Annotated in this window: 25 protein-coding genes; 12 read left to right on the plus strand and 13 right to left on the minus strand. The window is 52.6% G+C overall.

Annotated features, from left to right (window positions below; translation table 11 throughout):
• Nucleotides 1–36: 36 nt before the first annotated feature.
• Together ACKI61_RS06985 and floA are read right to left on the minus strand one after the other, a co-directional pair.
• Nucleotides 37–834 (minus strand): hypothetical protein, encoded by a 798-nt coding sequence (locus ACKI61_RS06985; protein ID WP_407457032.1) that lies wholly within the window; start codon nt 832–834, stop codon nt 37–39.
• Nucleotides 835–850: 16 nt separating this feature from the next.
• A complete protein-coding gene (floA, locus tag ACKI61_RS06990) occupies nt 851–1,822 on the minus strand; it encodes a flotillin-like protein FloA (protein WP_407457033.1) in 972 nt (323 codons plus the stop codon).
• Between the two features lie 90 nt (nt 1,823–1,912).
• Between floA and ACKI61_RS06995 the strand changes: the two genes are divergently transcribed.
• From ACKI61_RS06995 to ACKI61_RS07020, 6 genes are read left to right on the plus strand one after another with little or no spacing between them, the layout of a single operon-like run.
• On the plus strand, nt 1,913–3,460 hold the full coding sequence (locus tag ACKI61_RS06995) for a hypothetical protein (protein WP_407457034.1): 1,548 nt from the start codon (nt 1,913–1,915) through the stop codon (nt 3,458–3,460).
• Between the two features lie 18 nt (nt 3,461–3,478).
• Nucleotides 3,479–4,063 (plus strand): DUF1007 family protein, encoded by a 585-nt coding sequence (locus tag ACKI61_RS07000; RefSeq protein ID WP_407457035.1) that lies wholly within the window; start codon nt 3,479–3,481, stop codon nt 4,061–4,063.
• 41 nt (nt 4,064–4,104) lie between these two features.
• Entirely contained in the window at nt 4,105–4,749 is a 645-nt protein-coding gene (locus ACKI61_RS07005) for a hypothetical protein (RefSeq protein ID WP_407457036.1), read from the plus strand.
• A gap of 26 nt (nt 4,750–4,775) precedes the next feature.
• Entirely contained in the window at nt 4,776–5,099 is a 324-nt protein-coding gene (trxA, locus tag ACKI61_RS07010) for a thioredoxin (protein WP_173566296.1), read from the plus strand.
• A 5-nt stretch (nt 5,100–5,104) separates the two neighbouring features.
• Complete coding sequence (hisF, locus tag ACKI61_RS07015) at nt 5,105–5,896, plus strand: imidazole glycerol phosphate synthase subunit HisF (protein ID WP_407457037.1); 792 nt, start codon at nt 5,105–5,107, stop codon at nt 5,894–5,896.
• A 1-nt stretch (nt 5,897) separates the two neighbouring features.
• Nucleotides 5,898–7,280 carry a TldD/PmbA family protein gene (locus ACKI61_RS07020; RefSeq protein ID WP_407457038.1) on the plus strand — a complete coding sequence of 461 codons (1,383 nt, stop codon included), beginning with the start codon at nt 5,898–5,900 and terminating at the stop codon, nt 7,278–7,280.
• Between the two features lies 1 nt (nt 7,281).
• Here the strand turns inward: ACKI61_RS07020 and ACKI61_RS07025 are convergent, their stop codons facing one another.
• Both ACKI61_RS07025 and ACKI61_RS07030 read right to left on the minus strand, forming a co-directional pair.
• Nucleotides 7,282–8,031 (minus strand): hypothetical protein, encoded by a 750-nt coding sequence (locus tag ACKI61_RS07025; protein WP_407457039.1) that lies wholly within the window; start codon nt 8,029–8,031, stop codon nt 7,282–7,284.
• Between the two features lie 105 nt (nt 8,032–8,136).
• Complete coding sequence (locus tag ACKI61_RS07030) at nt 8,137–9,003, minus strand: NAD(P)/FAD-dependent oxidoreductase (RefSeq protein ID WP_407457040.1); 867 nt, start codon at nt 9,001–9,003, stop codon at nt 8,137–8,139.
• Nucleotides 9,004–9,098: 95 nt separating this feature from the next.
• Between ACKI61_RS07030 and ACKI61_RS07035 the strand changes: the two genes are divergently transcribed.
• Entirely contained in the window at nt 9,099–10,211 is a 1,113-nt protein-coding gene (locus ACKI61_RS07035; protein WP_407457041.1) for a glycosyl hydrolase family 8, read from the plus strand.
• 29 nt (nt 10,212–10,240) lie between these two features.
• A complete protein-coding gene (locus ACKI61_RS07040) occupies nt 10,241–11,179 on the plus strand; it encodes an FISUMP domain-containing protein (RefSeq protein ID WP_407457042.1) in 939 nt (312 codons plus the stop codon).
• 158 nt (nt 11,180–11,337) lie between these two features.
• Here ACKI61_RS07040 and ACKI61_RS07045 read toward each other — a convergent pair whose 3' ends face one another.
• From ACKI61_RS07045 to dtd, 3 genes are all read right to left on the minus strand, one after another.
• A complete protein-coding gene (locus ACKI61_RS07045; RefSeq protein ID WP_407457043.1) occupies nt 11,338–12,219 on the minus strand; it encodes a YicC/YloC family endoribonuclease in 882 nt (293 codons plus the stop codon).
• A gap of 65 nt (nt 12,220–12,284) precedes the next feature.
• Complete coding sequence (locus ACKI61_RS07050; protein WP_407457044.1) at nt 12,285–14,078, minus strand: homoserine O-acetyltransferase; 1,794 nt, start codon at nt 14,076–14,078, stop codon at nt 12,285–12,287.
• Between the two features lie 21 nt (nt 14,079–14,099).
• Entirely contained in the window at nt 14,100–14,534 is a 435-nt protein-coding gene (gene dtd, locus ACKI61_RS07055) for a D-aminoacyl-tRNA deacylase (protein ID WP_407457045.1), read from the minus strand.
• Nucleotides 14,535–14,710: 176 nt separating this feature from the next.
• On the opposite strand from dtd, the gene fabV reads away from it, so the two are divergent.
• On the plus strand, nt 14,711–15,913 hold the full coding sequence (fabV, locus tag ACKI61_RS07060; protein ID WP_407457046.1) for an enoyl-ACP reductase FabV: 1,203 nt from the start codon (nt 14,711–14,713) through the stop codon (nt 15,911–15,913).
• A gap of 51 nt (nt 15,914–15,964) precedes the next feature.
• On the opposite strand, the gene ACKI61_RS07065 is transcribed toward fabV, so the two are convergent.
• From ACKI61_RS07065 to ACKI61_RS07080, 4 genes are read right to left on the minus strand one after another with little or no spacing between them, the layout of a single operon-like run.
• Complete coding sequence (locus ACKI61_RS07065; RefSeq protein WP_407457047.1) at nt 15,965–16,912, minus strand: asparaginase; 948 nt, start codon at nt 16,910–16,912, stop codon at nt 15,965–15,967.
• 11 nt (nt 16,913–16,923) lie between these two features.
• Nucleotides 16,924–17,910: a hypothetical protein gene (locus ACKI61_RS07070; protein ID WP_407457048.1), complete on the minus strand. Its 987-nt coding sequence runs from the start codon at nt 17,908–17,910 to the stop codon at nt 16,924–16,926.
• Between the two features lie 30 nt (nt 17,911–17,940).
• Nucleotides 17,941–18,492: a DUF4416 family protein gene (locus tag ACKI61_RS07075; RefSeq protein WP_407457049.1), complete on the minus strand. Its 552-nt coding sequence runs from the start codon at nt 18,490–18,492 to the stop codon at nt 17,941–17,943.
• 4 nt (nt 18,493–18,496) lie between these two features.
• Nucleotides 18,497–19,747, minus strand: a complete 1,251-nt coding sequence (locus ACKI61_RS07080; RefSeq protein WP_407457050.1) for a M12 family metallo-peptidase — start codon at nt 19,745–19,747, stop codon at nt 18,497–18,499.
• Between the two features lie 96 nt (nt 19,748–19,843).
• On the opposite strand from ACKI61_RS07080, the gene ACKI61_RS07085 reads away from it, so the two are divergent.
• Nucleotides 19,844–22,156, plus strand: a complete 2,313-nt coding sequence (locus ACKI61_RS07085; protein ID WP_407457051.1) for a DNA internalization-related competence protein ComEC/Rec2 — start codon at nt 19,844–19,846, stop codon at nt 22,154–22,156.
• A 46-nt stretch (nt 22,157–22,202) separates the two neighbouring features.
• Here the strand turns inward: ACKI61_RS07085 and ACKI61_RS07090 are convergent, their stop codons facing one another.
• On the minus strand, nt 22,203–22,910 hold the full coding sequence (locus ACKI61_RS07090) for a hypothetical protein (protein ID WP_407457052.1): 708 nt from the start codon (nt 22,908–22,910) through the stop codon (nt 22,203–22,205).
• Nucleotides 22,911–22,957: 47 nt separating this feature from the next.
• Here ACKI61_RS07090 and hisC point away from each other — a divergent pair, with 47 nt between their 5' ends.
• Both hisC and hisN read left to right on the plus strand, forming a co-directional pair.
• Nucleotides 22,958–24,049 carry a histidinol-phosphate transaminase gene (gene hisC, locus ACKI61_RS07095; RefSeq protein WP_407457053.1) on the plus strand — a complete coding sequence of 364 codons (1,092 nt, stop codon included), beginning with the start codon at nt 22,958–22,960 and terminating at the stop codon, nt 24,047–24,049.
• A 14-nt stretch (nt 24,050–24,063) separates the two neighbouring features.
• The gene (gene hisN, locus ACKI61_RS07100; protein WP_407457054.1) at nt 24,064–24,876 is read left to right on the plus strand and encodes a histidinol-phosphatase; all 813 of its coding nucleotides are present in this window, start codon (nt 24,064–24,066) and stop codon (nt 24,874–24,876) included.
• A gap of 91 nt (nt 24,877–24,967) precedes the next feature.
• Here hisN and ACKI61_RS07105 read toward each other — a convergent pair.
• Nucleotides 24,968–25,736, minus strand: a 769-nt coding sequence (locus ACKI61_RS07105; RefSeq protein ID WP_407457055.1) for an AAA family ATPase, incomplete at its 5' end; no start/stop codon positions are given.

The following is a 25,736-nucleotide window of genomic DNA, read 5'->3' on the forward strand; positions in this document are numbered from 1 at the left end:
GTTCCGAAGGCTTTTGAATTTTATAGGTGATGAGCGTTAGCGGTACTGGGCGCTCCAGCGCTTCTTGAAGCGCGGCTCGTCCAAGACTTTTGCCCAGATGAACCCTTTGCGCACATCGGCGATATCCTTTACGGATACGGCGGGCTTTCGTGTTGCAAGGATTTCGGCTGCAGACCCTTCGGTCGAATCCATGCTGGAGATTGCGGCGGCGGATTCACGAGCTGCCCTTGCGCGGTCTTCAAGCTCGTTTAATTCCTGCTGACGCTCCAGTTCGCGCCTGCGAGCTTCGTTCCGTTCGCGTTCTGCATGGAGCTTGGCCTCTTTCTCTTGTTGTTTGCGCTTTTCTTCGGCATGCTTTTCGCGGTTCAGCAGGTTGTCCAGTTCTTCCATGTCGTGCACAAGTACATCGCAGTCGCCTTCGCCCATATCGTGGCCTACGATGCGGTGGTCCTGCAGGGCCATCAGCATCTCGGCGGCGGTATTTTCATCGACGTTGAACTCATCCATCAGGAATTCCAAGTTGATAAAGTCCACCTGGATGACGACTTCGGCAATGTCGCGGAGCGAAAGCTGCTCTACTTGCCTGTGTTGCACAGGGGGAGTCGGCGGTTCGATGTTGCCCTGCGTCGCTTGCCGTTGGGCTTCTTCGAATTGACGAATCAAGTCCTGCAAAGAGCGCGGGGGGCGGTGCTCCTGCGACTCCTGCGTATCCTCTTCATTCGGTTCATCCGTGTATTGCCTTGGCGGGAGTCTGCGTTGCTCCTTCGCTTTTTCGGCTTTTTTCTGGATGATCGTGAAGATGACCGCAATCGCTATGAAAATGAGAGTTTCCATAGTGCTCTACTCGAACCTACTTCGCTTCGGGAGCGGCTCCGATTTCCTTTCTCATCTGCGTGTCGGCTTCGATGTTCTTCAAGTTGTAGTAGTCCATTACGCCGAGCTTGCCGTCGCGAAGGGCCGAAGCCATGGCCATCGGAATCTGGGCTTCAGCTTCCACCAGCTTTGCCTTCATTTCCATGACCTTCGCCTTCATTTCCTGTTCGGCGGCGTATGCCATGGCGCGGCGTTCTTCGGCCTTTGCTTGTGCAATTTTCTTGTCGGCTTCGGCACGGTCGGTTTCAAGAATGGCGCCAATGTTCTGACCCACGTCCACGTCAGCGATGTCGATAGAGAGAATTTCGAATGCGGTGCCGGCGTCGAGGCCGGAGGCGAGCACCTTCTTGGAAATCATGTTCGGGTTCTCGAGAACTTCCTTGTGGCTCTGGGCAGAACCGATGGAAGACACGATGCCTTCGCCCACACGGGCAACGACCGTTTCTTCGCCGGCACCACCGACCAGCTTCTGGATGCTTGCACGCACGGTAATGCGGGTAATGGCATGCAGCTGGATACCGTCGAGTGCCACGGCGGAAACCTTCGGGGTCTCGATGACCTTCGGGTTCACGGACATCTGCACGGCTTCGAGCACGTTACGGCCGGCAAGGTCAATGGCGGCCGCTTCCTTGAAGTCGAGCTTTATATTTGCCTTGTTCGCGGCGATGAGCGCCTGGATCACGCGGAGCACGTTACCGCGGCTAAGGTAGTGGGCTTCCAGCAGGTTCGTGTCTACCGGGAGGCCTGCCTTGCAGCTAAGAATGCGAGCTTCCACAATCACCTGCGGCGGTACCTTACGGAGCCTCATGCCGATGAGCTGGAAAATGCTCACGTTTGCCTTTGAAAACAGAGCCTGCAGCCACAGGCTAAAGAACTTGCCGATAAAGGCGAGTAAAACGATGACGGCGATAGCCGCGATGATAATTCCCACAATAAGAAGGGTGTCCATGGTTTATCTCCATTTTTGTTCTTGCTCCTAATATACATTCTTTATGCTCAAAAGCCTAATTTTCTTTATTTTTTTATTTATCTTTAGGGTATGTTTAAGCGAATCATCTTTTCGTTGTTTTTCTTGTTGACGGCTGCTACAGCGTTTGCTGATGAAGCCGAATCCCATGTGGATGCCCAGCAGGCTGTGGAGCAGTCTTCGTCTTCTGTAGCAAGTGTTACAGAGTCGTCCTCCTCTGTGCAGAGTTCTTCGTCGGAGGGGCTGAAGGGCCGCGAAGTTCCGGTACGTTACTGGGTGAAGGGCGATTCTGTGGAACAGGAAGCCATTTTCGTGAAAATTGAGAACGACACGGTCTACCTGAAAAAGCCGACCGAGGAAGAACAAGTACACATCGATCGTCTTGAAGACAAGCAGGCGTTGGCACTTCAGGAAAGCAACGGTCAGGGTGTAGAGTCCGCTGAAGAAGATGAAGAATCCGATACTCTGCAGAAGCCCGCAGAAATCATCATGACAGATGCGGTCAAGGATTCTATGGCTGCTAATGCCGAAGAGGCTGTCCCGGCGGCAGACTCGGTGGACGATGGTGCCGGTGACGACTTGGAAACGGCTCTTCAGAAAGAAGAAAAGCGACTGAAAATGGAAGAAATCGCGAAGGTGGAAGAGGAAATCCGTAACCAGGAAATTGCAGATAGTATTGCCGCTGCGGAGAAAAACCCCTACATCAAATATTTCAGGTTCGAACTCAAGCGTCTCTACAACATGGAAGACGCTGCCATGATTCCCCTGTCTCTTTCAAATTACGTGGTTCCCGAAATCAAGGTGGTCGAAGAGACCATTGAGCTGTATCCGCCGGGAAACGCAAATTTGCTGGTCGTGTCGGAACCAGAAGCCTGTTCCTTGTTCGTGAATGGAATTCCGCTCAAGCAGGTTGCGCCCGATACCATTCGAAACATTAAACCGGGCAAGTACACGATTTCGGTGATGAAGGTCCTGAAAGATGTGGAATGGTGGGGCTCTGCCGTGGTGCGCATCAATGCGGATAGCTTGAACAAGGTGACGATTCCGGTGCTTAGGCCCACGACTAGGCTCACTTTGAACACGAATCCCGAAGCGGTCGAAGTCTACTTGGACAAGGCGCCTTCGTTGAACAAGATGCCGGACTACATGACCGATGTCATTGTCGACGGTGTTAAACCACAGGTCTCGGCGCAGTTGTTCTTCCGCAAGGTCGGCTACCGCGACACTTCGGTGACGGTTGAAGTTAAGCCCTACATGCCGAACTTGGTATATGTCGACATGACGCCTGTCTTGGATGATCTAGAATTTATCGAGGACCAGAACGCCTTTAACAAGGAACGCAGCAAAAGGCGCATTGGCCGCGGTCTTCTGTGGGGTTCCATCGTTCCGCTCATTGCGGGTGGTGTCATGTGGTACTTGGCGGAACGCGACTGGAGCTCTGCCGCCGACAAGAAGCATGCCTATGAAAAACTATCGGCCTTCGATAGTGACGACACTCGCCAAATGGTGAAGGACAATCATCGTCTAAATGATAGCGGCGACACCAAGTGTGGTGTTGCCATTGGTCTTGGTGCCCTTGGTCTTGGACTCCTTACGGCGGGAATCATCCTTGCGTTCTAGTTTAAGCGGGTTTATGCCATGGTGAAGTCGCTGTTGGTGTTCTGCCTGTGCGGTGTGTCGCTTGCAATTGCCCACCCGCATGTCTTTGTCGACGCAACGGTGAAAGTCCTCTTTGACCAAAACGGTTTTTCCGCTGTGAAAAACCACTGGGTCTACGATGAACTTTATAGCACGGCGATGATGTCGTCGGGAGACAAGAATGGTGACGGAATCATTTCGGACGAAGAAAACCAGTGGTTCTGTGACGCCATCATGGAACCCCTTCGAAAGTCAAACTACTACAACTTCGTGCTGATGGAAACCAGTTTTCTGAAGGTGCAGGAACTGAAGAACTTCAGGGCGACCTTCAAGGGTAACCGGTTGATTCTTGACTTTGATGCGAAATTTTCGGCACCGGTCAAGGAGGATTACACGATGCTTGTTGTGGCGGTGGCCGACCCTTCTAACTATATTCAGATTACGGCGGATATGGAGAAGGCGGATGTCGATGGCCCCGATTCGATAGACATCGAATTTTTTAACGACGCTTTGTCCGGTTTGACCCTATTTCGGGCGTTCCGTTCGGATGTCGAGGGACTGTATTTACGGTTCAAGAAGAAATAAGCTGACCTTGAATTTACTATTTTTGATAGCAAGGAGATAATATGATAAAAAGGACAATCCTTTCTTGCTTGGTGTGCCTGGGTATTGCTTTTGCCGATTTGGCCGATCCGAACCAGTACACTTCTGGTGCGGAGGAGCCTGCAACTCCGGTGGTCAACATCAACCATGTCGAAAATGACGAACCGATGTTTGCGGTCTCGATTCATCCGATATCGATGTTTATTTTGTCGCTGATCGATGTCCCGTCGGTGTTCTTGACCATAGAAGGTAATCTCGGAAGCCGCATGTCTTTAATTACCCGCCCGAACATGGTCTGGGCCGATTTCACGGATGACGATGAAGGCCTTGACATTTTTGTGTTTGGCGTTTCCGAAGGCTTACGCGCCTACATGGGTGAAGGCCATCGTGGACTTTATGCCGATGCCCATTTTGTCTACAACTACGTGAGCATGGAATATTCCTACGACAGGAATCCCGATGATGATTTTGATGCTCATCTCAATGGGTTTGGCTTTGCCCTGTATCTGGGACACAAGTTCCGGTCAGGCTTTTTCACGTCATCGTTTGATGTAGGCTACAAGTTTGTCAAGTATTCAGCATCGAAAAAGGAAAGGGAGGACCTGGAAGATGCGACCGCGGTCGGTTCAAGCTTTGACATCAACTATACCTTCGGTGTGACTTTCTAAAGGAATTTTAATAAAACGGAGCTCCTATGCCAGCAATTCATTTGACTGCTGAAAATTTTGATCAAGTTATTTCGTCAGGCCAGTTGGTCTTTGTAGACTTCTGGGCAACCTGGTGCCGCCCCTGCATGATGATGGGTCCTATCATCGACGAACTCGCCGATGAATACGACGGTCGCGCCATTATCGCTAAGATCAATGTCGACGACGCTGGTGTTGGCGACATTTGCGCTCGTTTTGGCATTACGAACATCCCGAACATGAAACTCTTCAAGAACGGAGTCGAAGTGGGTAATGTGGTGGGTGCAGTGCCGAAGGCGACCGTCAAGGGCGTTATTGACCGCAACCTGTAATACCCATGCTGACAAAACGTTTAATCGTGTGCTTGGACGTTCGCGACCGCAAGGTCACGAAGGGTGTCAAGTTTAAGGGTAATATTGACATTGGCGACCCCGTAGACATGGGGGCGCAGTATAGTGCCGACGGAGTCGACGAACTTGTCTTTTACGATATTACGGCGAGTGCGGAAAACCGTCCCTGCGACATGGAAATGATCCGCCAGATCGCAAAGCGGGTGTTCATTCCTTTTGCGGTGGGTGGCGGAATCCGCAACCTGGACGATATGCATGAGGCTCTTTTGGCTGGAGCAGAAAAGGTGAGCGTGAACAGTCTTGCCGTACTCCACCCCGAGATCATTGCCGAAGGTGCGAAGGCCTTTGGTCGCCAGTGCGTGGTGCTTGGCATGGATGCAAAGTATGTCGGAGTTTCTGACAAAATTCCAAGTGGCTACGAGGTCTACATTCGTGGAGGTCGCACGCCGATGGGCATTGATGCGCTTGAGTGGGCGAAAAAGGCTGAAGACTTGGGCGTCGGTGAAATCTGCTTGAATTCGATTGATACCGACGGCGTGAAAAATGGTTACGAACTTACCATTACGGACATGATAGCGAAGGCGGTGCAGGTGCCGGTCATCGCAAGCGGTGGTGCAGGAACTCCTGCACATATTGTGGATCTTTTTGCAAAGACGTCTGCCGATGCCGCGCTGATTGCGTCGATGGTGCATTTTGGTGACTATACCGTTCCTGGAATCAAAAGGGAAATGCTTGCCGCCGGTATTCCGGTGCGCAAGAAAATGAACGGAGAAGTGTAGAGTGAATCCTTCTGTTGCAGCAAAGATATTCGAAGCGGGTCTGTCGGCCGGAGCGGATTTCGTCGAAATCTACGAGGAAGAAACCCGTAGCTCAATGCTTGGACTGAAGTCCGGTCACATCGAGTCTGCAACAGCGGGGACTGAATACGGCATCGGCATTCGCCTGATGTACGGGACCGAAGTCCTGTATGGCTTTACGAGCGACGATTCTGAGGAAGCACTTGTAAAACTAGTCCGGACACTTGCTTTTGGACGCGTTGCGGGGGAGCCACACCCCTCCGTGGAGTTTGCTCCCGAAAAGCGTATTGCCGATTACAATGTGGATGCGTTCAAGGATCCGCGTGTTTTAGGACAGGCGGTCAAGCAGGATTTCTTGTTCCGTGCGGACAAGGCGGCGCGCGCCCTTTCAGAGCGTGTGGTACAGGTGGGCGCTTCGGTGACGGATGCTTGCTCGTCGATTCGGCTTTTGAATAGCGAAGGCTTGGACCTTTCGATGAACCGCGCACGCTTGCGCGTGAATGTGACGGTGACGGCGTCGGACGGCACGGAAAGGCTCACGACTCACGAAGCTCCTGGAGCTTTGGGCGGCTATGAACTCTTAGCTAATTATTCACCCGAAGAAATAGCGACGATGTCTGCAGACCGCGTTTTGCGTATGCTGTCGGCAGGCTACATCAAGGGCGGGCAGATGCCTGTCGTGATGGGGAATGGTTTTGGCGGCGTGATTTTCCACGAGGCCTGCGGTCATCCGCTGGAAACGGAAGCGGTGCGCCGTGGTGCAAGCCCCTTCTGCGGTAAAATCGGCGAAGCCATTGGCCAGCCGTGTCTTACGGCCATTGACGATGGAACTTTGGATGGTGTGTGGGGGAGCCTTAAGTACGATGACGAAGGTACGCCCACGCAACGAACGACCTTGATTGAAAACGGCATCTTGAAGACCTACATGAGTGACCGTGTGGGGGCAAAGGAAGTGGGAATCGGCATGACGGGGTCTGCCCGTCGCGAAAGCTACAAGTATGCTCCCGTGAGCCGCATGCGCAATACTTTTATTGCTCCGGGTAAAGATTCCCTTGAATCGATGATTGCAAGCGTCGACGAGGGTCTCTACGCCGCCCGCATGGCGGGCGGGTCGGTGAACCCTGCGACAGGCGAATTCAACTTTGCCGTAGATGAAGGCTATGTGATTCGAAAGGGTAAAATCTGCGAACCGGTGCGTGGCGCAGTCCTCATTGGCAAGGGTCATGAAATTATGCCGCGCATCAGCATGGTCGGTTCCGACTGGGAAATCGCTGCGGGTGTGTGCGGAGCTTCGTCGGGCCATGTTCCTGTGACCGTGGGGCAGCCCACGATCAAGGTTGACCAAATTCTGGTTGGCGGTCGTTAATTTATTTAAAATTCCATCGGCGTCTTGGATTGGGACAATGGTCTTCGTGACCATCTGGCCATATCCAGACTTCGTCTTTGAAGGGACAGTGGTTGCAGTCGCTTGCCATAGGACAGTCGCCCGTTGCGTTTTCTAGGAAAAGACTACCTTCATTTTTAATTTGCTTGGAACGGAGCGCTCCAAGCAGGATTTCTTCCCGAAGCTTGGCCAAGGTTTCACTATCCAATTCGAAAAAAGACCTTATTTTTTGTGGCATTGAATCGAGAATGACGACGGGGTTCCACTTGATGCGGTGAATGCCTATACTCTCAGCCCAATGGAGCATCGGTTCAAGCTGGTCTAGATTTTCGCGGTGCAGCGTTACTTGCAGGGAAACGGTTGAAAGATTATTGATGCTCGATACTTCTAGGCGGTGCCGTAGCTTTAAAAGTTGCTCGACATTTTCTCGCCACTTGGAAAGGCTGAATCCGCCCATCTCGTAGGGGAGCGTGCTGATCTTGATGTCCCTGCAGGCGGTGAGGAGCTGCTCCATGCCGTGGGGCGTTCCCCATTTTAAAGGGAATGTCCCGTTGGTCGTGATGTTCAGCTTGACTCCTAAGGTGACGCAGATGGTTCGCAGCTCTTCGAATTTTGAATAAAGTAGCGGTTCGCCCATGGTGGTGGCGATGACTTCTTGAAGGAGTCTCGCTCCCGAGGGGTCGCGTTCCGCTGCGTATTTTTCGATGGCCGCCTTTGCAATTTCGATGGGCATGCTGCCGAACCTAGACGAATGAGCTTGCTGTCTTCGAAAGCACAGCAGGCAATGTAGGTTGCATACATCGGGGTTGGTGAGCAGCGTGATGCGGCGCATGGAACCTTATCCGCGGTGCTCTCTCAGGTATTTGATGGCGGCAAGGCCTGCCTTGGCGCCTTCACCTACGGCAACGGCGACCTGGAGCGTGCCCCCGGTGCAGTCTCCTGCGGCAAAGAGCCCGGGGAGCGTCGTCTGAAAATCCTTGTCGAGAACAAGTGTCGGTCCATCGAAACCGGCTCCAGCCTTCTTGGCTAGGTCGGTGGCGCTTGCGCTGCCCAGTGCGACGAAGAGTCCGTCGAATTCTTCCTCGGTGCCGTCTTCGTAGTGGACTCCCTTGAACTGGCCTTCGCCGACGAGTGACTGCAGGTGGCGATTCTCGATGCGGATGCTGCTCGGAAACGACGTGGTAAGCGCAGCTCCGTTGGTTAGGAGTGTGAGGCTGTCGACAATAGGCAGCAGTTCCTGTGCTTCGTGGAGTGCGTATTCGCCAGTCCCAAGGACAGCCACTTTTTTCTTGCGGTAGAAGAAGGCGTCGCACACGGCGCAGTAGCTGACGCCATGTCCTTCGAGTTCGGCCATTCCTGCAACGGGGTGCTTGTTGCGTGCGGCCCCTGTTGCCATGATGCAGACCTTTCCGTGGTATTCGCCGACAAGTCCCTTCGCCGAAAATCCCTGGCCGTCGAACATAAGGTCGGTGATTTCGTCGTTAGCGATGTTTGCTCCGAGTGCCAAGGCCTGCTTGTGACCTACTTCTAGGAGCTGTTCGCCTGTCAGTGGCTGCTCAAGACCGTAGTAATTTTGGATCAGGTGGGCCTTGGCGAGCGCCCCGCCGTCTTTTCCGACGAGCTGGACGGAGAGTCCTGCCCGCAAACCGTATAGTGCTGCCGAAATTCCAGCGGGACCGTAACCAAGAATTAACATGTCGAACATAAAAACCTCATTGTATTGCAATTTATACAATTTATAAGATACAAATTATTTATTTTAGAATTGGTTGTCTTGGGTAATTCGAATGAAGGACTGATATGCAAAGATATACTCCGCGTGATATGTTTGTCGAAGCCGGCTACGGACCCAGTTTTGCGGCGCAGCTTATACAGAATGCCTATAGCAAGCTGTTTGAAGGCGACCCGATCAACGAACGGGTCTGCTTCGATGCCTCGGATGACATGAGCTACATCATCGACATCGGACACGACGATATCCGCTCCGAAGGCATGAGCTATGGAATGTACATCACGGCTCTTACGGGTCATGAACGCCAGTTCGACAAGTTGTGGAATTTCTCCAAGCGCTACCTTCGAAACGATGACGGTCCGCATGTGGGTTACTTCGCGTGGCAGGTGTCTACGACTGACTTCAGCAAGATGGATCCGGGCGCTGCTCCCGATGGCGAAGAGTATTTTGCTATGGCGCTCTTGATTGCGGCTGAAAAATTCAATCGACCGGATCTCAAGGACGAAGCTATCGGACTGATCAACTGGTTGCGCAACAAGCCGAATAACGGAATCGTTGGACCAATCATCGACCCAGAAAGGAACCTGGTCAAGTTTTCTCCGGTGCTCGGCAACGACTTTACCGATCCGAGCTACAACACGGTGGCGTTCTACCGCGCCTTTGCCGAAGCGACCGGCGATGAAAGGTGGCTAACGACAGCGGAAAAGAGTCTTGAGTATCTGCAAAAAGCAGCACATCCCGTAACAGGACTTTGCAGCGAATACTCCGAATACGACGGCACTCCGCGCCCCACTCCTTGGTATCCCGAAAGCGGATGCTTTAGTGGAGATGCCTGGCGTGTGGCGATGAACCTGAGTCTCGACTACACCTTGTTCCGCGGCCACGAATGCGAAAAGAGCATCTGCGAAAGGTTGCTGTTCTTCTTTGAAAGCCGTCGCCCGTATTTGGCGGACTATTCCGTGGATGGTAGCGACTTCCCGCGCCCCGGCCGTAATGCGACTCCCGGTGTCATTGCGATGAACGCTGCTGCGACCCAGGTGCTTCCGGAAGGTGATCCGCTGATCAAACCCTTCGTAAAAGACCTTGCCGCACTTTCGGTGCCGTACCGTTTCTGGCGCTACTACGACGGAATGCTTTACCTGATTGGGCTTCTTGCCACGGCGGGAAAGATTAGATTTTAATTTATGGTTGGGAAAAAAGGAATCAAAAAATGAATAAGACAAAATCATTCACACGTGTTGCGGTGCTTTCGGGTGTAATCGCTGCAGCCTTCCTGTTTAGCGCCTGCGAAGATGTCCGTACCGAAGAATACCCGAGCGGCAAGATTCGCATCCAGACCACCTACGTCAAGGACAAGAAGGAAGGCCCGGAAAAGGAATTCTACGAAAACGGTAACGTGAAGCGAGAAGCGAACTATGTCAACGACCGCCGCGAAGGGGTGGTCAAGGAATACTATGAAGATGGAACGCTCGAAGCGGAATACAACTATGCCGACGGTTACATCGAAGGCTTGGTGACACGCTACCACAAGAACGGCAAGGTGGCATCGAAGGCCGAATACAAGCAGAACAAGCAGATTGCCTTTGGTGAAAACTTCGATGAAAATGGCGAACCTGCAACGAGTGGTTCCTACAAGGATCCGCGCGACGGCTACGCCTACGAATGGATTCGCATTGGCACCCAGCTCTGGACTGCTGAAAACATGAACTATGCGACGGCATCGGGTTCGCTCTGCGCCCAGTGCAACCATTGGGGACGCCTCTACAACTTTGAAAATGCGAAGAAGGCCTGCCTCGATGGTTTCCACATGCCGACCAAGGAAGAGTGGAATGTTCTGTTGACTTATGCGGGCACCAGTAAGCCTGTGGGTGTCGTGCTTAAGGCTGGCTACGGCTGGGATCCGATTAAGGGTACCAACAACTATGGCAACGGCAAGGATGAACTTGGCTTTGGTGCCAAGGCCGGTGGCGGTCATTTCGCTAAGAGCGATGTCCCACTGAAGGAGCGCAAGCTGGAAGGCGCCGGTCAGAAGGCGTATTTCTGGACAGCCGAAGGCGAAGTGCTCGTGTTCTTCCACGACAAGGATATCGCCAAGTTCGAGAAATTTGATCCCGAACACGGTGCGAGCTTGCGCTGCCTGAAGGACTAATTCGATTTAAGGATGAAAAAGAAAGGCGCTCCGAAGAGCGCCTTTTCTAATTGAACTTAGTGATGCCGCGACGCTCGCCTTAAGCGATGTGGCGCTACTTTGTAGCGCATCTCGCTCGGCTCGGTCATGGGCAAACAAGTTTGCCCGCGACGCTCGCCTTAAGCGATATTGAGCGATTGCTCGCGGATGCACTCGACTTCGTTCTTGAGCTCGATGGCAAGCGCGGCGATGTCGGCACTCTGGCACTTGGTGCCGAGGGTGTTGGCTTCGCGGCCCATTTCTTGCAGAATGAATCCGAGGTTCTTGCCCTGGGCGCCGCCTTCCTTGAGGGCGTTCAGGAAAAGCTTGTTGTGGCTGCGGAAGCGGGTGATTTCTTCGTGAATGTCAAGCTTGTCGGCCATGATGCAGGCTTCCTGCAGCAGGCGTACATCGTTGATTTCGCTATCCTTCAGGAGCACGTTGATGCGCTCCTTGAACTTGTCCTTCCACACTTCGATGCGCTGCGGATCGAGAACTTCAATCTTGTCGAGAACTGCGTTCAGGTGACTCACGCGGCCTTCGAGATCGCGGGCGAGGTTCGCGCCTTCCTTGGCGCGCATTTCGTTCACCTGGTCAAGCGCCTTGTCGAGTTCCGTGGCCAAATGCTTTTCGAGAGCTTCGGAGTCCGCGTCGGCATCGGTGAACTGCAGCACTTCGGGGAGTGCAAGAATGTTTTCCAGGGTGATGTTGCCTTCGATGCCGAATTTTTTCTGCATGGCGCGGGTAATGTCGACGAACTTCGCGATGGCCGCTTCATTGTAGGAAACCGGAATGTTTCCGCCGGTGCCTGCGCCGAGCGTCACGCTGAAGATGACCGAGCCGCGGACCAGCTTGTCCTTGATTTGGTTCTTGAAGCTGTTTTCGAGGTAGGCCAGGTTCTTGGGCAACTTACAAGAGATGTCCAAAAAGCGGTTGTTCACGCTGCGGACTTCAATCACGCAGCTTGCACCCTGGTACATGGACTCGCTTTTTCCAAACCCCGTCATCGATAAAATAGCCATATTCGATCCTTTTGCATTCATTAATAGATTGCTTCGTCACTGCGTTCCTCGCAATGATGTTGCAACTATTTCTTGCTCACCATTGCAATCACATGTTCTGCGCCGAAGTTTGCAAAACCGATCGCGGTCAGGAACTTGCTGAGCTTGTGTTCGTTCTGGTAGCTGATGGTCTCAATCTTCAAACCTTCCTTGTCGCAAAGGGTATGGAAATCCTTTACGGTCAAGAGGCGGATGTTCGGCGTGTCGTACCATTCGTACGGCAATTCCTTGGATTTCGGCATGCGACCGTGCAGCATCAGGCTCCCACGGGTTGTCCAGTGGCCGAAATTCGGGAAGGTCACGATGGCGCGCTTGGCGACACGCAGAAGCTCGTTCAAGAGGGCGACCGGGTCGCGGATTTCTTGGATGGTGCGGTTGATGATGGCGTAATCGAAGCTGCCGTCCTTGAAATCGCGAATGCCGCTTTCGTCAAGGTCGCGCTGGATTACGGGCACATCGTTTTCGAGGCAATCCATGATGCTCTTGAAGTTGCGCTCGATACCGAGAACTTCAACATGCTTTTTCTTGTTCAAGAAATCGAGAAGTTCGCCGTTACCGCAGCCGAGGTCGAGCACCTTGCTGTTTTCCTTGATCAGGCTTCCGATGTAGTCGAAATCTTCGGTGTCGTGGAAAACAGGCATGACCTGCGTTTCGGTTTTGGTCGGAATAATCTTACTGTCGAGGAAACGGCCCACGGCCTTTCCGAGGTCACCGACTTCGATGAGGAAACCGTCGTGGCCAAATTGAGTGTCGAGCTCAAGGCTTGTAACCGTTTTACCTGCATTCAAGAGAGCGCTTGTAATACGGCGCGATTCGTGCGGCGGGAAAAGCCAGTCTGTACTCAGGTTCACGTTCAGGAATTCAGCCTTGACATTCTTGAAGGCGTTTTCGAGAGAGCCGTATTCGGTTTCCAAGTCAAAGCTGTCGGTGGCATGCGCTATGTGCAAGTAACTATTTGCATCAAAACGATCCACGAACTTCGCACCCTGATAACGCAGGTAGCTTTCTAGCGGAAGGTCAAGATCGAACGGTGTGCTGTATGTCACCGCATGGTTTCGACTTTCCTGGTCCTGGGCGCGTTTGAATTTCTGTTCCATACCCACGGCGCTGAGGTAGGTAATGTGGGCTAGCTTGCGGGCGTTGGAAAGGCCGACATCGGGGTGTGTCGATTCGTAGTAGTCGCCGCCGTTAAAGTTCGGGTCTTGGGTAATCACGTCGCGGGCGACGATTTCAAAACCGAGCGCCTGGCTGCTGAAGCGCGGGGAGCTTGCGATCACGATGCAGCGTCGCACCTGTTCGGGGTAGTAGATGGCCCATTTCATGGCCTGGAAGCCACCCATGGAGCCGCCAATGACGCAGCAGATGCTCTCGATTCCAAGGCCTTTTGCCAATTCGTATTGGGCGTGCACCATGTCGCCGATGGTGATCATCGGGAAGGTGCTTCCGTAGGGTTTTCCCGTGCGGGGGTTGATGCTTGCCGGGCCTGTCGTGCCTTTGCAGCCGCCCAAGATGTTGCTGCAGACGACAAAGAATTTGTCTGTATCGACGGGTTTCCCGGGGCCGATCAGGGCGTCCCACCAGCCGGGTTTTCGGTCTTCTTCGGTATAGTAGCCTGCCACATGGGCATCTGCCGTGAGCGGGGAACATACCCAGACTACGTTGCTCTTGTCGGCGTTCAGCGTTCCGTAAGTTTCGTAACGGATTTCAAGCGCCGGAAGGGTCTTGCCACTTTCAAGCTTAAAACCCTCGTCCCCGTAATCCTTCGTGAAGGTCTGGGGCACCACAGGGCCGACGCTATATTTATGCAAAAATTCACTCATATGCATAAATATAGAAATGTTTTAGTCCAACATAATCGTGAATGGACCGTCGTTTGTGAGGCTGACTTGCATATCTGCCCCAAATCGCCCAGTTTCAACGATTTGAATTTCTTTTTTGCACTCCGTTATAATATAATTGTATAACTCGTTTGCGAGAGCGGGGTTTCCGGCTCCGTTGAAAGTGGGACGGTTGCCCTTGTTGCAGTTTGCGTACAAGGTAAACTGCGACACTAGCAGGAGTTCGCCACCGACATCTTTAATTGAAAGGTTGGTCTTGCCGTTTTCGTCGGCGAAGATACGCAGCGCAAGCATTTTGCGGATGTAGCGGTCTGCAATTTCTTTGGTGTCGCCTTCGCCGACACCGATAAGGATCAGGTAGCCCTTGTCAATTTTTCCGACGGTTTCGCCGTCAATGTCGACTTGGGCGTTCAAAACGCGTTGAATCAGAAATTTCATAGGCCTGTAAAATAATAAAATTTTTCTATAGCGGCCTTTTCGATTGTTGAATCTGTCAGAAATCTTACAAAATCATCTTTTTCTAACGAAAATCAGGGGGCGGGCTCCAAAAGGGTACAAAAAAATCCATTCTTTTCTAAATTTGGCGCGGAAATTGTAAACAAAAGGAAATATTTATGGTGATTGAGCCGATGATCCGCAGCAATATGTGCGTGAATGCCCACCCGAAGGGCTGCGCCATGGATGTGAAGCGCCAGATTGAATACGTACAAAAGAAGCGCGCCGAACGCGGAATTCCGAAAGAAGCTCCGAAGACGGTTCTGGTATTGGGCTGCTCGACCGGTTATGGACTTGCTAGCCGCATTTCTGCGGCCTTTGAATTTGGGGCAGCAACGATTGGCGTGTCGTTTGAAAAAGAAGGTTCCGACGAACGGCAGAAAACGGGAACTCCCGGCTGGTACAACAATATGGCCTTTGACAAGTTCGCTCATGAAGCGGGGCTTGAATCGGTGACCTTTAACGGCGATGCATTCTCGCATGAAATGCGCAAGAACGTGATTGATGCGCTCAACAAGATGGGCCGCAAGGTTGACTTGTTGGTGTACAGCGTGGCATCGAGCGTGCGTGTGGACCCGGATAACGGAACGCTTTACCGCAGCGTTTTGAAGCCGATTGGCGAAACTTTCTCGGGTGCAACGATTGACTGCATGACGGGCAAAATTAGCACGATTAGCGCAGAACCCGCCAACGAAGAAGAAATGGCGAACACCGTGAAGGTGATGGGCGGCGAAGATTGGGCGCTTTGGGTGCGTCAGCTCAAGGATGCTGGTGTTTTGGCCGAAGGTGTGAAGACGGTGGCTTATTCCTACATCGGTCCGAAACTTTCTCATGCGATTTACCGCGACGGAACCATCGGTGGCGCCAAGAAACACTTGGAGGCAACCGCGCGCGAATTGAATGCAGAACTTGAACGCGACTTGAAGGGTGAAGCTTACGTTTCTGTGAACAAGGGCTTGGTCACGCGCTCCAGTGCCGTGATTCCTATTATCCCGCTGTACCTTTCTGTGCTTTTCAAGGTGATGAAGGAACAGGGAACTCATGAGGGGTGCATTGAACAGATGGAACGCCTGATGAATGAACGCCTTTATACGGGTAGCGCCGTTCCGACTGATGAAAATCACCTGATTCGTATTGACGATTGGGAACTCGACCCGAAGGTGCAAGAAGAAGTGAACAAGCGCATGGCGACCATCACGCAAGAAAACTTGGCGCAGGTGGGCGACCTCGAAGGCTACCGTCATGATTTCTTGGCGACGAACGGCTTTGATATTGAAGGCGTGGACTACAGCGCCGACGTGAAAAGCGTCGAGATGATTTAATTAGAGTATTATGTTGTGAAGCAAAAAGGCGCGGGTAAAACCGCGTCTTTTTTATAAGGCGAAGACCCGCTTGATTTCGTCCACCTTTGAGGTGGCGGTGAGTGCAAGCCGCAATAGTACGGCGGCCTTTTGAGGCGGCAGTCGTCCGGCACAGATGCGGCCAGGCGCAAGCGATTCGTTGAGCGTCACGAGCCCGTGGTGGATTCGGGTCGAAACGACCACGGGAATATCGATCTTTTCGAGGGCGCGGGCCCAGGCGATACTGAATTCGCCTGCGCCTGCGCCTGCAATTACGAGACCGTCGGAGACGCAGGCTGCGTATTCCAGAATCTTCGGGTTTGCATCTACGGTAAAGTAGACTACGTTTACTCGCGGCAAACTTTCGAGCTTAGAAACGTCGAAGAAGTTCTGTTCCTTTAAGGCGTTCCAGTTAGAGCCTTCGCCGGGAGCGCTTACGCCCATCGCGTTAATTGCCGAGGCAGAGCACTTTTGAACGCTCCGGGCGTCGAAAAGTTCACCCGCAAAATACACCCACACCAAATTCGCCGGCGGGTCGTCGTCGACAGCGAAGCCGGCTGCCGCACGTACGGCGCCGAACAAGTTTGCGGGGCCGTCAGGGTCTTTGGCGGTAGCGGGCTTCATGGAGCCCGTGAAAATCACCGCCTTTTCGCACTTGACCGTAAGGCTTACGAAGTAGGCCGTTTCGTCCATAGTGTCGGTGCCGTGAGTGACCACGATGCCGTCCACCGTTTCGTCCGTTTGCAAGTCGGCAATGCGGTTCGAAAGCGCAATCCACAGTTTGTCCGTCATGTCGTCGGAATTCACGTTGCAAATCTGCTCGGCTGTAATTTCGGCGTACTCCGAAAGTTCCGGCACGGACGCCACCAAGTCTTCTGCAGAAATTTGCCCGGACACGTAGCCCGTATTTTTGCCGGGCTCACCAACGCCTGCGATTGTACCGCCCGTCGCAAGAATCACGATGTGTTTTTTCTTCGCCATAGAAACCTCCGCTACCTTACTTCGTCGAGCAGCTGTTGCGTGGTGACGCCGTAATAATTTTTTAGGGCTTCGTCGTCGCCCAGAGTGCGCATGTCCTGAATGAATTTTCTGAAGTGGACAAGGCTTGCATTGCGGGCCAAAAGGCGTTCCACCATGGCCTGCGAATACCAGTAAAGTTTAACGGCTGTGCCGGTGTTGTTTTCGTTCACGAATGGTGTCGTGAGAGCCTCAATGCTGGGGGCGCCTCCTGTGGGCCTTTGCATGCCTGTGCGCGAAGCGTCAATCACTTGGGCGATTCCTTCGTTGACCCAAAGCGGAACATGGTAGCGCGTCATGGCGCGGATAAAGGCGTGCGTGAGTTCGTGGAAAAACATCGGACGGTATATTTCGCGGTAGGCCATCACGTTTACGGGAATCCGCAACTTGCCGTCAAAAACGGCGCCAACCCATTCGGGACGCGGGCCAACCCCTTGGTACTGCGACGATTCGTAAAGCACCAGGTGCATCTTGTTTTCGGGGTGAAAATCGAACAGGTGGCAGAGCGAATCGTAGGCGACTTCTAGAACGGCTAGCGCTTCGGCGATGTCGCTTCTGGCGGGGCGGCCTTCGAATTCCACGCGAAAGTGCATCGAACGTTCAATCTTAAGCTCGTCCATTTCGCGAATCAGGGCTTCGCTTTTCTGCTTCAGGTAATCCAAGTCTTCGTGCTTAAAGTTGCGAGACTGTACATAGGCAATGCAGTCTTCGTAGCGTTCCTGCTCGTGTAGAATCCATGCCAAATGCAGTTGTAGGTTTTGGTCGTCCGGAGTTTCTTTTAGAAGCTGCCGGATGTTTTTCTCGGCACAGTTCCACTCCGCCATATCAAGGCATTCGTTTGTCTCGGCGATTAGCGCTTCGTGCTTGTCGAAGATCTCCTTGGCGGCCGACTGTTGCATGTACCAGCGGACTCCCACAAGGAGTACAATAATCAAAAGGACGATGTAAACGATATTCTTCATTTCACCTTAAGAATGGATTGCTTCGTCCCCTTACAGGGGGCTCGCAATGACGTGGCGGCCTAATTTCTTGAATTTTTCCCGAATGAGTTGCAGGTCATGCTGGTAGGGGTTTCGCTTAAAGTCTTCGAACGCCCAGGCGGTGGGGTGGAACAGCCCCTTTGCATAAGTCAACAGCATGTCTAGCCACACGCCTTTGCCGGCATAAAGCTTGAAGGGCCCTCGCTTGTAGCTCGGGAGCACCACCTTGTCCAAGTCCATGTAGCCGATATCGATGTTCACGCGGCGCGCATCGGGATTGCTCGCCTGCGCCATCGTCAGTTCCAGTGCATTGCTGCGTTCTTTTTCCACGGCAATCGTTTCGGGCGGAATTTCCTTTTCAAAAGAAACTACGCCACGGTAAAGGCCTTCGCCCATTTCGGGAGTGTAATAAGGCGTCTGGTCAAAAGCGAAAAGTTTCCCCTTGTGGCGAATACTCCCCCAAGTGCGTTCCAGGGCGTCAATCACTTCGGGCAGCCACTGTTCACCGGGCTGCAAGATGAATGCCAAAAGTTGTGCGTTTTCAGAAAATTGCGAGGACTTCATAATGTTAGTGCGGGAAAATCATTAAGCTCTTGCGGATGATTTCTAGTTGCTGCTTACTGAATGAGAGTTCCATGTTGTCGAGAGCCGTGGGGAACATCATGTTGTTTGCATCGGGACAATCCCGGATGTCGAATCCCCCTGCTTTTTCAAACAGGCGGATGCGGTATTGGATTCCCGGATTGTGCATGTCGGACGCAGCACTCTTGAGAAGCCCGCTCATTTGAGCTTCTCTGCAATAGGGAGTATCTTCAATTCCGTCTTCCAAGTTCGAATAGTCGGAGATGAACTCGCCATTGTAGGATTTCTCTAAGTCAGCGCTTGATGCGGTCGTATGTCGAAGTCCAAAGAAGTGTCCTGTTTCATGTACAGCCGTTTCGACGATGTCGCTTATAGAAACGGGTTCCTCGGTGCCGTAGGGTGTGATGTAGTGGGAACCGAGCACAACGGTGCTACCGTATCCAGAGCCCATGTTTCCGCTGAAGATGTCCGAGTATCCGAGAACACCATTTGCCTTGATGTAATGTACTAAAACAATGTCCAGGGCGTTTTCACTTCCTGGCCAGCCACCGAGCTCCGAAAGCATCATGTCTTCAGAACTTACACCGGAAATCCAGGGCTCGTCTTTAGGGTATTTTTTCCCTAGGGTTGGGTGGTTGTGGGCGTACTTTAAGTAAAGGGTGTCGATGGTTATGTTGCGGTAATGTTTGCGGAAGCTCTTCAGCATGCTCTCCGCCAATTCGTTTAGGGAGTAACCCTCTATTTCCTCTTCGATGTTTCCTACGGCAATCAAGTTGATTGAAAAGTGGTCGGAATAGGCCCCTTCTCCCGTCAGGCGTACATTGGATACTTTGCCTGGGAAGAATTCACCGTCTAGGGCCAGGGTGGTTGCCCATAGGTTGGCGGAGCTTTCTTCGCATATGAATTCGTAAACATACCGTCCGTCAACAACTTTGGGTTCCAGCGTCCTAGTTTGATTGAAATGGTAAGTCAGATCCGTTGTGTTGACGAGCACCCGGAACAGTTGGAGTTCCGGTGCTTCGTAGTTGGGATCAATGTCAAAGGACAGCTGGTAGGTCGCCTTGGGGTGGACGATCATGAAAATTCCGTGCCCGAGATTTGCCGCAATCGAATCGTTTTGGGCGAGATCATTGGGAAACAGGGTGAAAAGCGGTTCCCTGTCAGGCAAAAGTATGTCTGCCGCTGATTCCTCGTCGGAGCACCCCAGAAGGAGTATGCCCGAACAGAATATAAACAATGCACAAATTTTTTTACCAAAAAAATACATAAAAGAAGGCTCCGTTGCCCCCAAAAAAGCGTGTATAGAATAAGAGGGCATCCAAAGGATACTGTAATGAAATCTAGAAAAAAACAATTTTTTAAGTCGGAATTGGATATCGTTCTGGCGCCGCTGCTGGGAAAACCGGCCTTGCTGAGTTCCGTCGTGGTCATGGTGGTTTTTGTGGGGCTTGAGTTTCCGGCCTATGCTTTGGTCTTCTTGCCGATTTTGGCAGTCCTTGTGCATTATGGGGAGCAGCGTTTCCAGTGGATTGTGTTCATAAGCCTTGCAGTGGCAATCCTTTGTCACGAATTGGAGGGCCGCAAATTTGAGATGGATCATCTTCCCGATAAGGCTTGTGGCCTCGTTGAAAGTGTTCAGCACAAGAAGAGCGGCGTGGTTGTGGTCGTGGGGTATGCCCGATTGACGGAAAAGCGGAACCTGCCTCAGTACCCGATGCCCGGAGATTCAATTTGTTACGAAGCATCGTGGTATCCGGTGAACCCGCCGAGCGTTCCAGGTGCGTTTGATACGAGAGCTTGGCTGAAGTCGCAGCGGTGGGCTGCCTACGGAAAGTTCAGGCACTGGACCGTATACGGGAGCTACTGGGTTCCTGAACGGAGCTTCTACCAGTTTCGACGGTGGATTCGTTCGCGCTTTGCTGATTACCTGGATCCTGCCGAAACGGGGTTGTTGCTTGGGCTTTTGGCGGGGGAGCGCTCAGGCATTCCCGATGTGCTCCGCAGCGATTTTCAACGGTCAGGGCTTGTTCATGTGCTCGCCATTAGCGGGTTTCATGTGGTGCTTTTGGCGGGAATGTTGATGATTCTCTTGAAGGCGACGGGAATTTCTCATAGGATTGTACGCATTGCCGCCGTAGTCCTTTTGCTTTTGTATGTTCCCGTGACCGGCGGCTCGCCCGCCGTAAGGCGGGCGGTGCTGATGTTTGCCGTGCCGCAAGTGGGCGCCTTGTTTCAAAGACCTGCGAATACCTTGAACAGCCTGGGGGTTGCCCTACTGCTCATTGTACTCCCAGAACCCGCTGTCATCTGGAATCCAGGATTTCAGCTTTCGGTGGCGGCAACGATGGGAATCCTGATTGGTGGCCCGCTGAATCCGCTGAAAAAGTTACCTGAAAGTCTGCTGAAGAACAAATGGTGGTGCCGCTTGCAGGGCTTTATTTTGGATCCTACCTATGTTACGTTGTGCGCCACGCTTTCAACAGCGCCGTTCTTGATACACCATTTCAAGACGCTATCTCCGTTTGCTTGGCTTGGTAACATTGTGGTTGTGCCAGCGATTTCAATGGGAATGCAGGCGGGGCTGTTTGCGCTCCTCTCGCCACTAGACATTCTGCGCGAGCATTTCTGCTATGCGGCACGATTCTTCTTGCGGCTTGCATCGCTTCTGACGCGCCTTCTTTCCGATTCGCCGCAGGCCTCGATGACGGTTGGCCCCTTTGGTCCGTCGGTTTTGCTTCTTTGTGGCTTCTCGCTGCTCCTTTTCCCAATGTTTTTCAGGAGCCGATTGGCAAGGCGCTTCTCGTTGGGATGCCTTTTGCTTTTTTCTGCACTTTTTGCTGGTGGGGAATATTGCCGGGTTTTCGAACCATCCTGGTCGATATCCACGATAGATGTTGGCCAGGGGGATTCCCACCTGATAACGACTCCTTCGGGAAGGCATTTGCTTGTCGATGCAGGTGACACCAAACGCGAAGATTCCGGAAAAGATATCATTGTGCCCTATCTTCACCATATTGGCGTTTCGCAATTGGATGCCCTTGTCATCACGCACCCTGACCAGGACCATTTTGGCGGAGCTTTTTCAATCATCAAGATGATTCCCGTCAAGGAGCTCTGGATTACCGATTGCGCAAGAATTGAACCCAAGGAAAACTGGCAGCAGGTCATTGCCGAAGCGTACCGCCGTGGAGTCGTTATCCGCGATATTCACCGGGGTTTTATGTACCGGGAACCATTGTTTGAAATCAGGGTCGTTCATCCTGAAACGAAACATTGCATTGATCCTAACACGCAGAGCATCACCTTCCGTGCCAAGGGACTTGGGCATTCCGCCGTATTGACGGGAGACTTGACAATACAGGGCGAAAAAGAAATTCTTGCGACGGATGCCTACTTGAAAAGCGATGTGCTTAAGCTCGGCCACCATGGCTCCAAAACCTCAAGTAGCCGCATGTTCTTGACGCGGATTAGGCCTTCAATAGCCCTTATTTCGAGCGGAAGAAAGAATCGGTTTAGGCATCCAAACAAGGAGATTATCCGGAGACTGGACTCGCTGAAAATTCCGTATTTGAATACGGCTGAACGCGGAACGATAGACATGATATTCCGCACAGATACGATGGTTGTCAAAACAATGATAGAGTAGCTTGAATGAACAATGTCATTCCTCATCCCGCGCGACAATTACACATTTATAAGGCTGTCATTACGTAAAGGGCGATGCTCTTCTGGTCGTTGTTGTCGTCTTGCATGACACCGATGTCGAATTCCAGACGCACTCGGGTTGCTCCAAAAGAAACTTCCATCTTGGGAATGATGTCCACCATGAAGTCGTCCTTGATGTAGCCGACGCTTCCGCTGGAAGTAATTTCAATCATGCACAGAACGCTTCTTCCGAAATGGAGCGTCGGGATGGTTCCCAGAGCGAATTTTACGTAACCGTCTTCTCCTGCGACGCCTTCCAAAAAGCCGGCGCGGGCTTCGTAGGAGTTGGAAAAATTCTTGGCGATGTAGTGCTCTTTTCCGTAGGTAAGCACCAGAGCGCTTCCATGGTTGCGGTTCAGGCCGAAATACGCGTCTAATTCGATGAATCTTGCTGCTCCCAAGCGGTATCTTCCTCCAAAGTCCACCGAAGCTTCCACGTTGTCAAGTTGGTTGTAGGTGTACATGTCTACCTTCACGCCTAAATCCCAGTCCTTGCTCAAGGAACCCATGATGTTGATGGGAAAGAGCATGTTGCTTCCGAAATCGGAACGCATTCCGACGCCGGCGGCAAATTTCGGTGACGGTCTTGAGTCGGGGCCGAAGGTGTAGCGCATGTTCCAGATACGGTCCAAAGCGAAGACATGTTGGACGCAAAGGCTTGCTAGAACGAAAAGAATGATGCGGGAAAATCTCATACGCCTTAAAAAATAGCTATTTTTAAGATGTAAAAAAAGAGGATATCATGATTGATCCGCGTCCAGAGCTTTCTAAACTTTCTGACTACGTTCCCGGCAAATCCATGGAAGAAATCCGTGCGAAGTACGGGCTCTCCGAAGTTGTCAAACTCGCTTCGAACGAAAACCCGCTCGGGGCCTCCCCGAAGGCGGTCGAAGCCTACCACGAAATCGCTGGCGCATTGCACTTGTACCCGCGCGGTGATGCTCCCAAGCTGATTAACGCTATCGCTGATTTTTATGGCGTGAACACCAACCAGATTGTCATCGGTAACGGTTCCGACGAAATCATTGACATGGTGGGTAAGGCGTTCATCCGTCAGGGTGACAACTGTATCGGCATTACGCCGACTTTTTCGGTCTACAAGTTTACGACTCTTTCGAACGGTGCCGACTTTGTCGGTGTGGGCGTGGGTGACCAGAAAACTCCGCTTTCGGAACTTTTGAAGGCGGTGAACGACAAGACGCGCGTGGTCTTTATCTGTAGTCCGAACAATCCGACGGGCGTCTACTACACCAAGGATGAAATGCTCGACTTTATGAATAAGGTGCCGAGCAATGTGCTCGTGTTCCTCGACCAGGCTTATTCCGAATTTGCAACCGCCGAAGATTATCCGGTGCTCATCGATATGCTGGACAAGTACAAGAACCTGTTCATCAACCGAACCTTCAGCAAGATTTACGGTCTCGCTGGTCTCCGCATCGGCTACGCCATGGCGAATGCCGAAGTCATCAAGTCCATGTGGAAAATCAAGCCGCCGTTCGATGTGAACCAGGCCGCCCAAGTGGCGGCGATTGCAGCCCTTTCCGACAAGGAACACGTCAAGAAGACTCTCGAACTCAACGCTGCAGGCATCAAGTACTTGACACCGGAATTTGAATCGCTCGGATTCAAGGTGCTGCCGACCCAAGGTAACTTTATTTGCGTGCACATCGGCCCCAAGGCTAAAGACTTGGTTCTGTTCCTTGAACAGAACGGCATGATCGTTCGCGGTCTTACCAGCTTTGGCTTACCCGAACACATCCGCGTGACCCTCGGCAAGCGCGAAGAAAACGAACTCCTGGTTAGCCTCGTCAAAAAGTGGATGGCACAAGCCTAATCGCCGGAGGTGTTATGGCAGCGACCGCAGAAAATCAAGAACTTCTGAAAATTGCGCTCAAGGCCGCAGACCTTGCCCAAGAAAATATCATGAAGTATTTTCAGGCAAGTGTTGGCGTGGAATGGAAAAAGGACAACACGCCTGTCACTGTCGCCGACAAGAGCACCGAAGAAATTGCCCGCAAGTTCTGGGAAAAAGAAACTCCGGGTTTCGGCGTGATTGGCGAAGAATTCGGAATCGAGAATCCCGATGCCGAATACCAGTGGGTCATTGACCCGATTGACGGCACCAAGGCGTTCATTCATGGCGTGCCGTTGTTTGGAACATTGATTGCGCTGTATCACAAGGGCACGCCGCTTGCAAGCCTCATTCGCATTCCTGCGATGAACACGGCGGTCTGGGCGGTAAAAGATGGCGGAGCCTTCTTAGACGGCCGTGAAATCCGCTGCTCTAAAGTTGCTACGCTTTCCGATTCGCTTGTGCTTTCGGGTACCGTGAATACCATGGAATCGACTGGTTACGGCGAAAAATATGCTGCAGTGCGTCGCTCAGCCAAGTTGCACCGCGGCTGGGGCGACTGCTACGGTTACTACCTGGTGGCCGCCGGCCGTGCCGAACTGATGATTGATCCCGTGGTTTCGCTGTGGGACATCGCCCCGTATCCGCTGCTGTTCAAGGAGGCGGGCGGCAAGTTCAGTACCATTGATGGCAAAACGGAACTCTTCGATGCAAGCGGCAAGCCGGTCGCACCGATTTACGAAGGCTACACGAGTATGGCCTCGAACGGACTGATTCACGACGAAGTCGCGAAAATCATGAACCCGTAGCAACGCGGCAATCCATTCTACCATTAAAAAGACCCGCTCCAGTTTTCACTGGGGCGGGTCTTTTGGTTAGGAGGAGGGATGATTGGAGAAATTACTTTACCGTAAACGCGGCTCCGTCGTAGTCGATGACCACGGGCTTTGCCGCACTCACGGTACCGGCGAGAATGGCGTGGCTCAGCGGGCGTTCCACGTTCCTTTCCAGGTAACGCTGGATCGGACGTGCGCCGAATTCCGGCTGGTAGGCTCCGTCGGCAATCGCATCGAGCGCCTTGTCGGTCAGGGTGAGCTGCAAATCCTGACGGGCGGCACGCTCGGCGAGCCCCTTGAATTTGAGCCTTACGATGTCCCTGATTTGCGGCTTTGTCAAGCTCTGGAATACCAGCACTTCGTCCAGGCGGTTCAGGAATTCCGGCCTGAAGAAGCTGCGGAGCTCCGGCTCGATTTCCTTCAAGGTCACGGGCTTTGCATCACCCGCGCGGTTCTGGAAGTGGGTGGCACCCAGGTTCGACGTCATGAGAATCAAGGTATTCTTGAAGTTCACGGTACGGCCCTTGCCATCGGTCAGACGACCGTCGTCAAGCACCTGCAACAGCGTGTTGAACACGTCGGGGTGAGCCTTCTCGATTTCGTCCAGCAGAATCACGCAGTACGGATGCGTACGCACGGCTTCGGTCAGCTGGCCGCCTTCTTCGTAGCCCACGTATCCCGGAGGCGCACCGATCAAGCGGCTCACACTGTGCTTTTCCATGTATTCGCTCATGTCGATACGCACCAGCGCGTTCTCGTCGTCGAACAGTTCCACGGCAAGCGCCTTCGCAAGTTCCGTCTTGCCCACACCCGTCGGGCCCAGGAACAAGAAA

It is taken from the genome of Fibrobacter sp., assembly GCF_045601785.1.
Taxonomy (GTDB): domain Bacteria; phylum Fibrobacterota; class Fibrobacteria; order Fibrobacterales; family Fibrobacteraceae; genus Fibrobacter.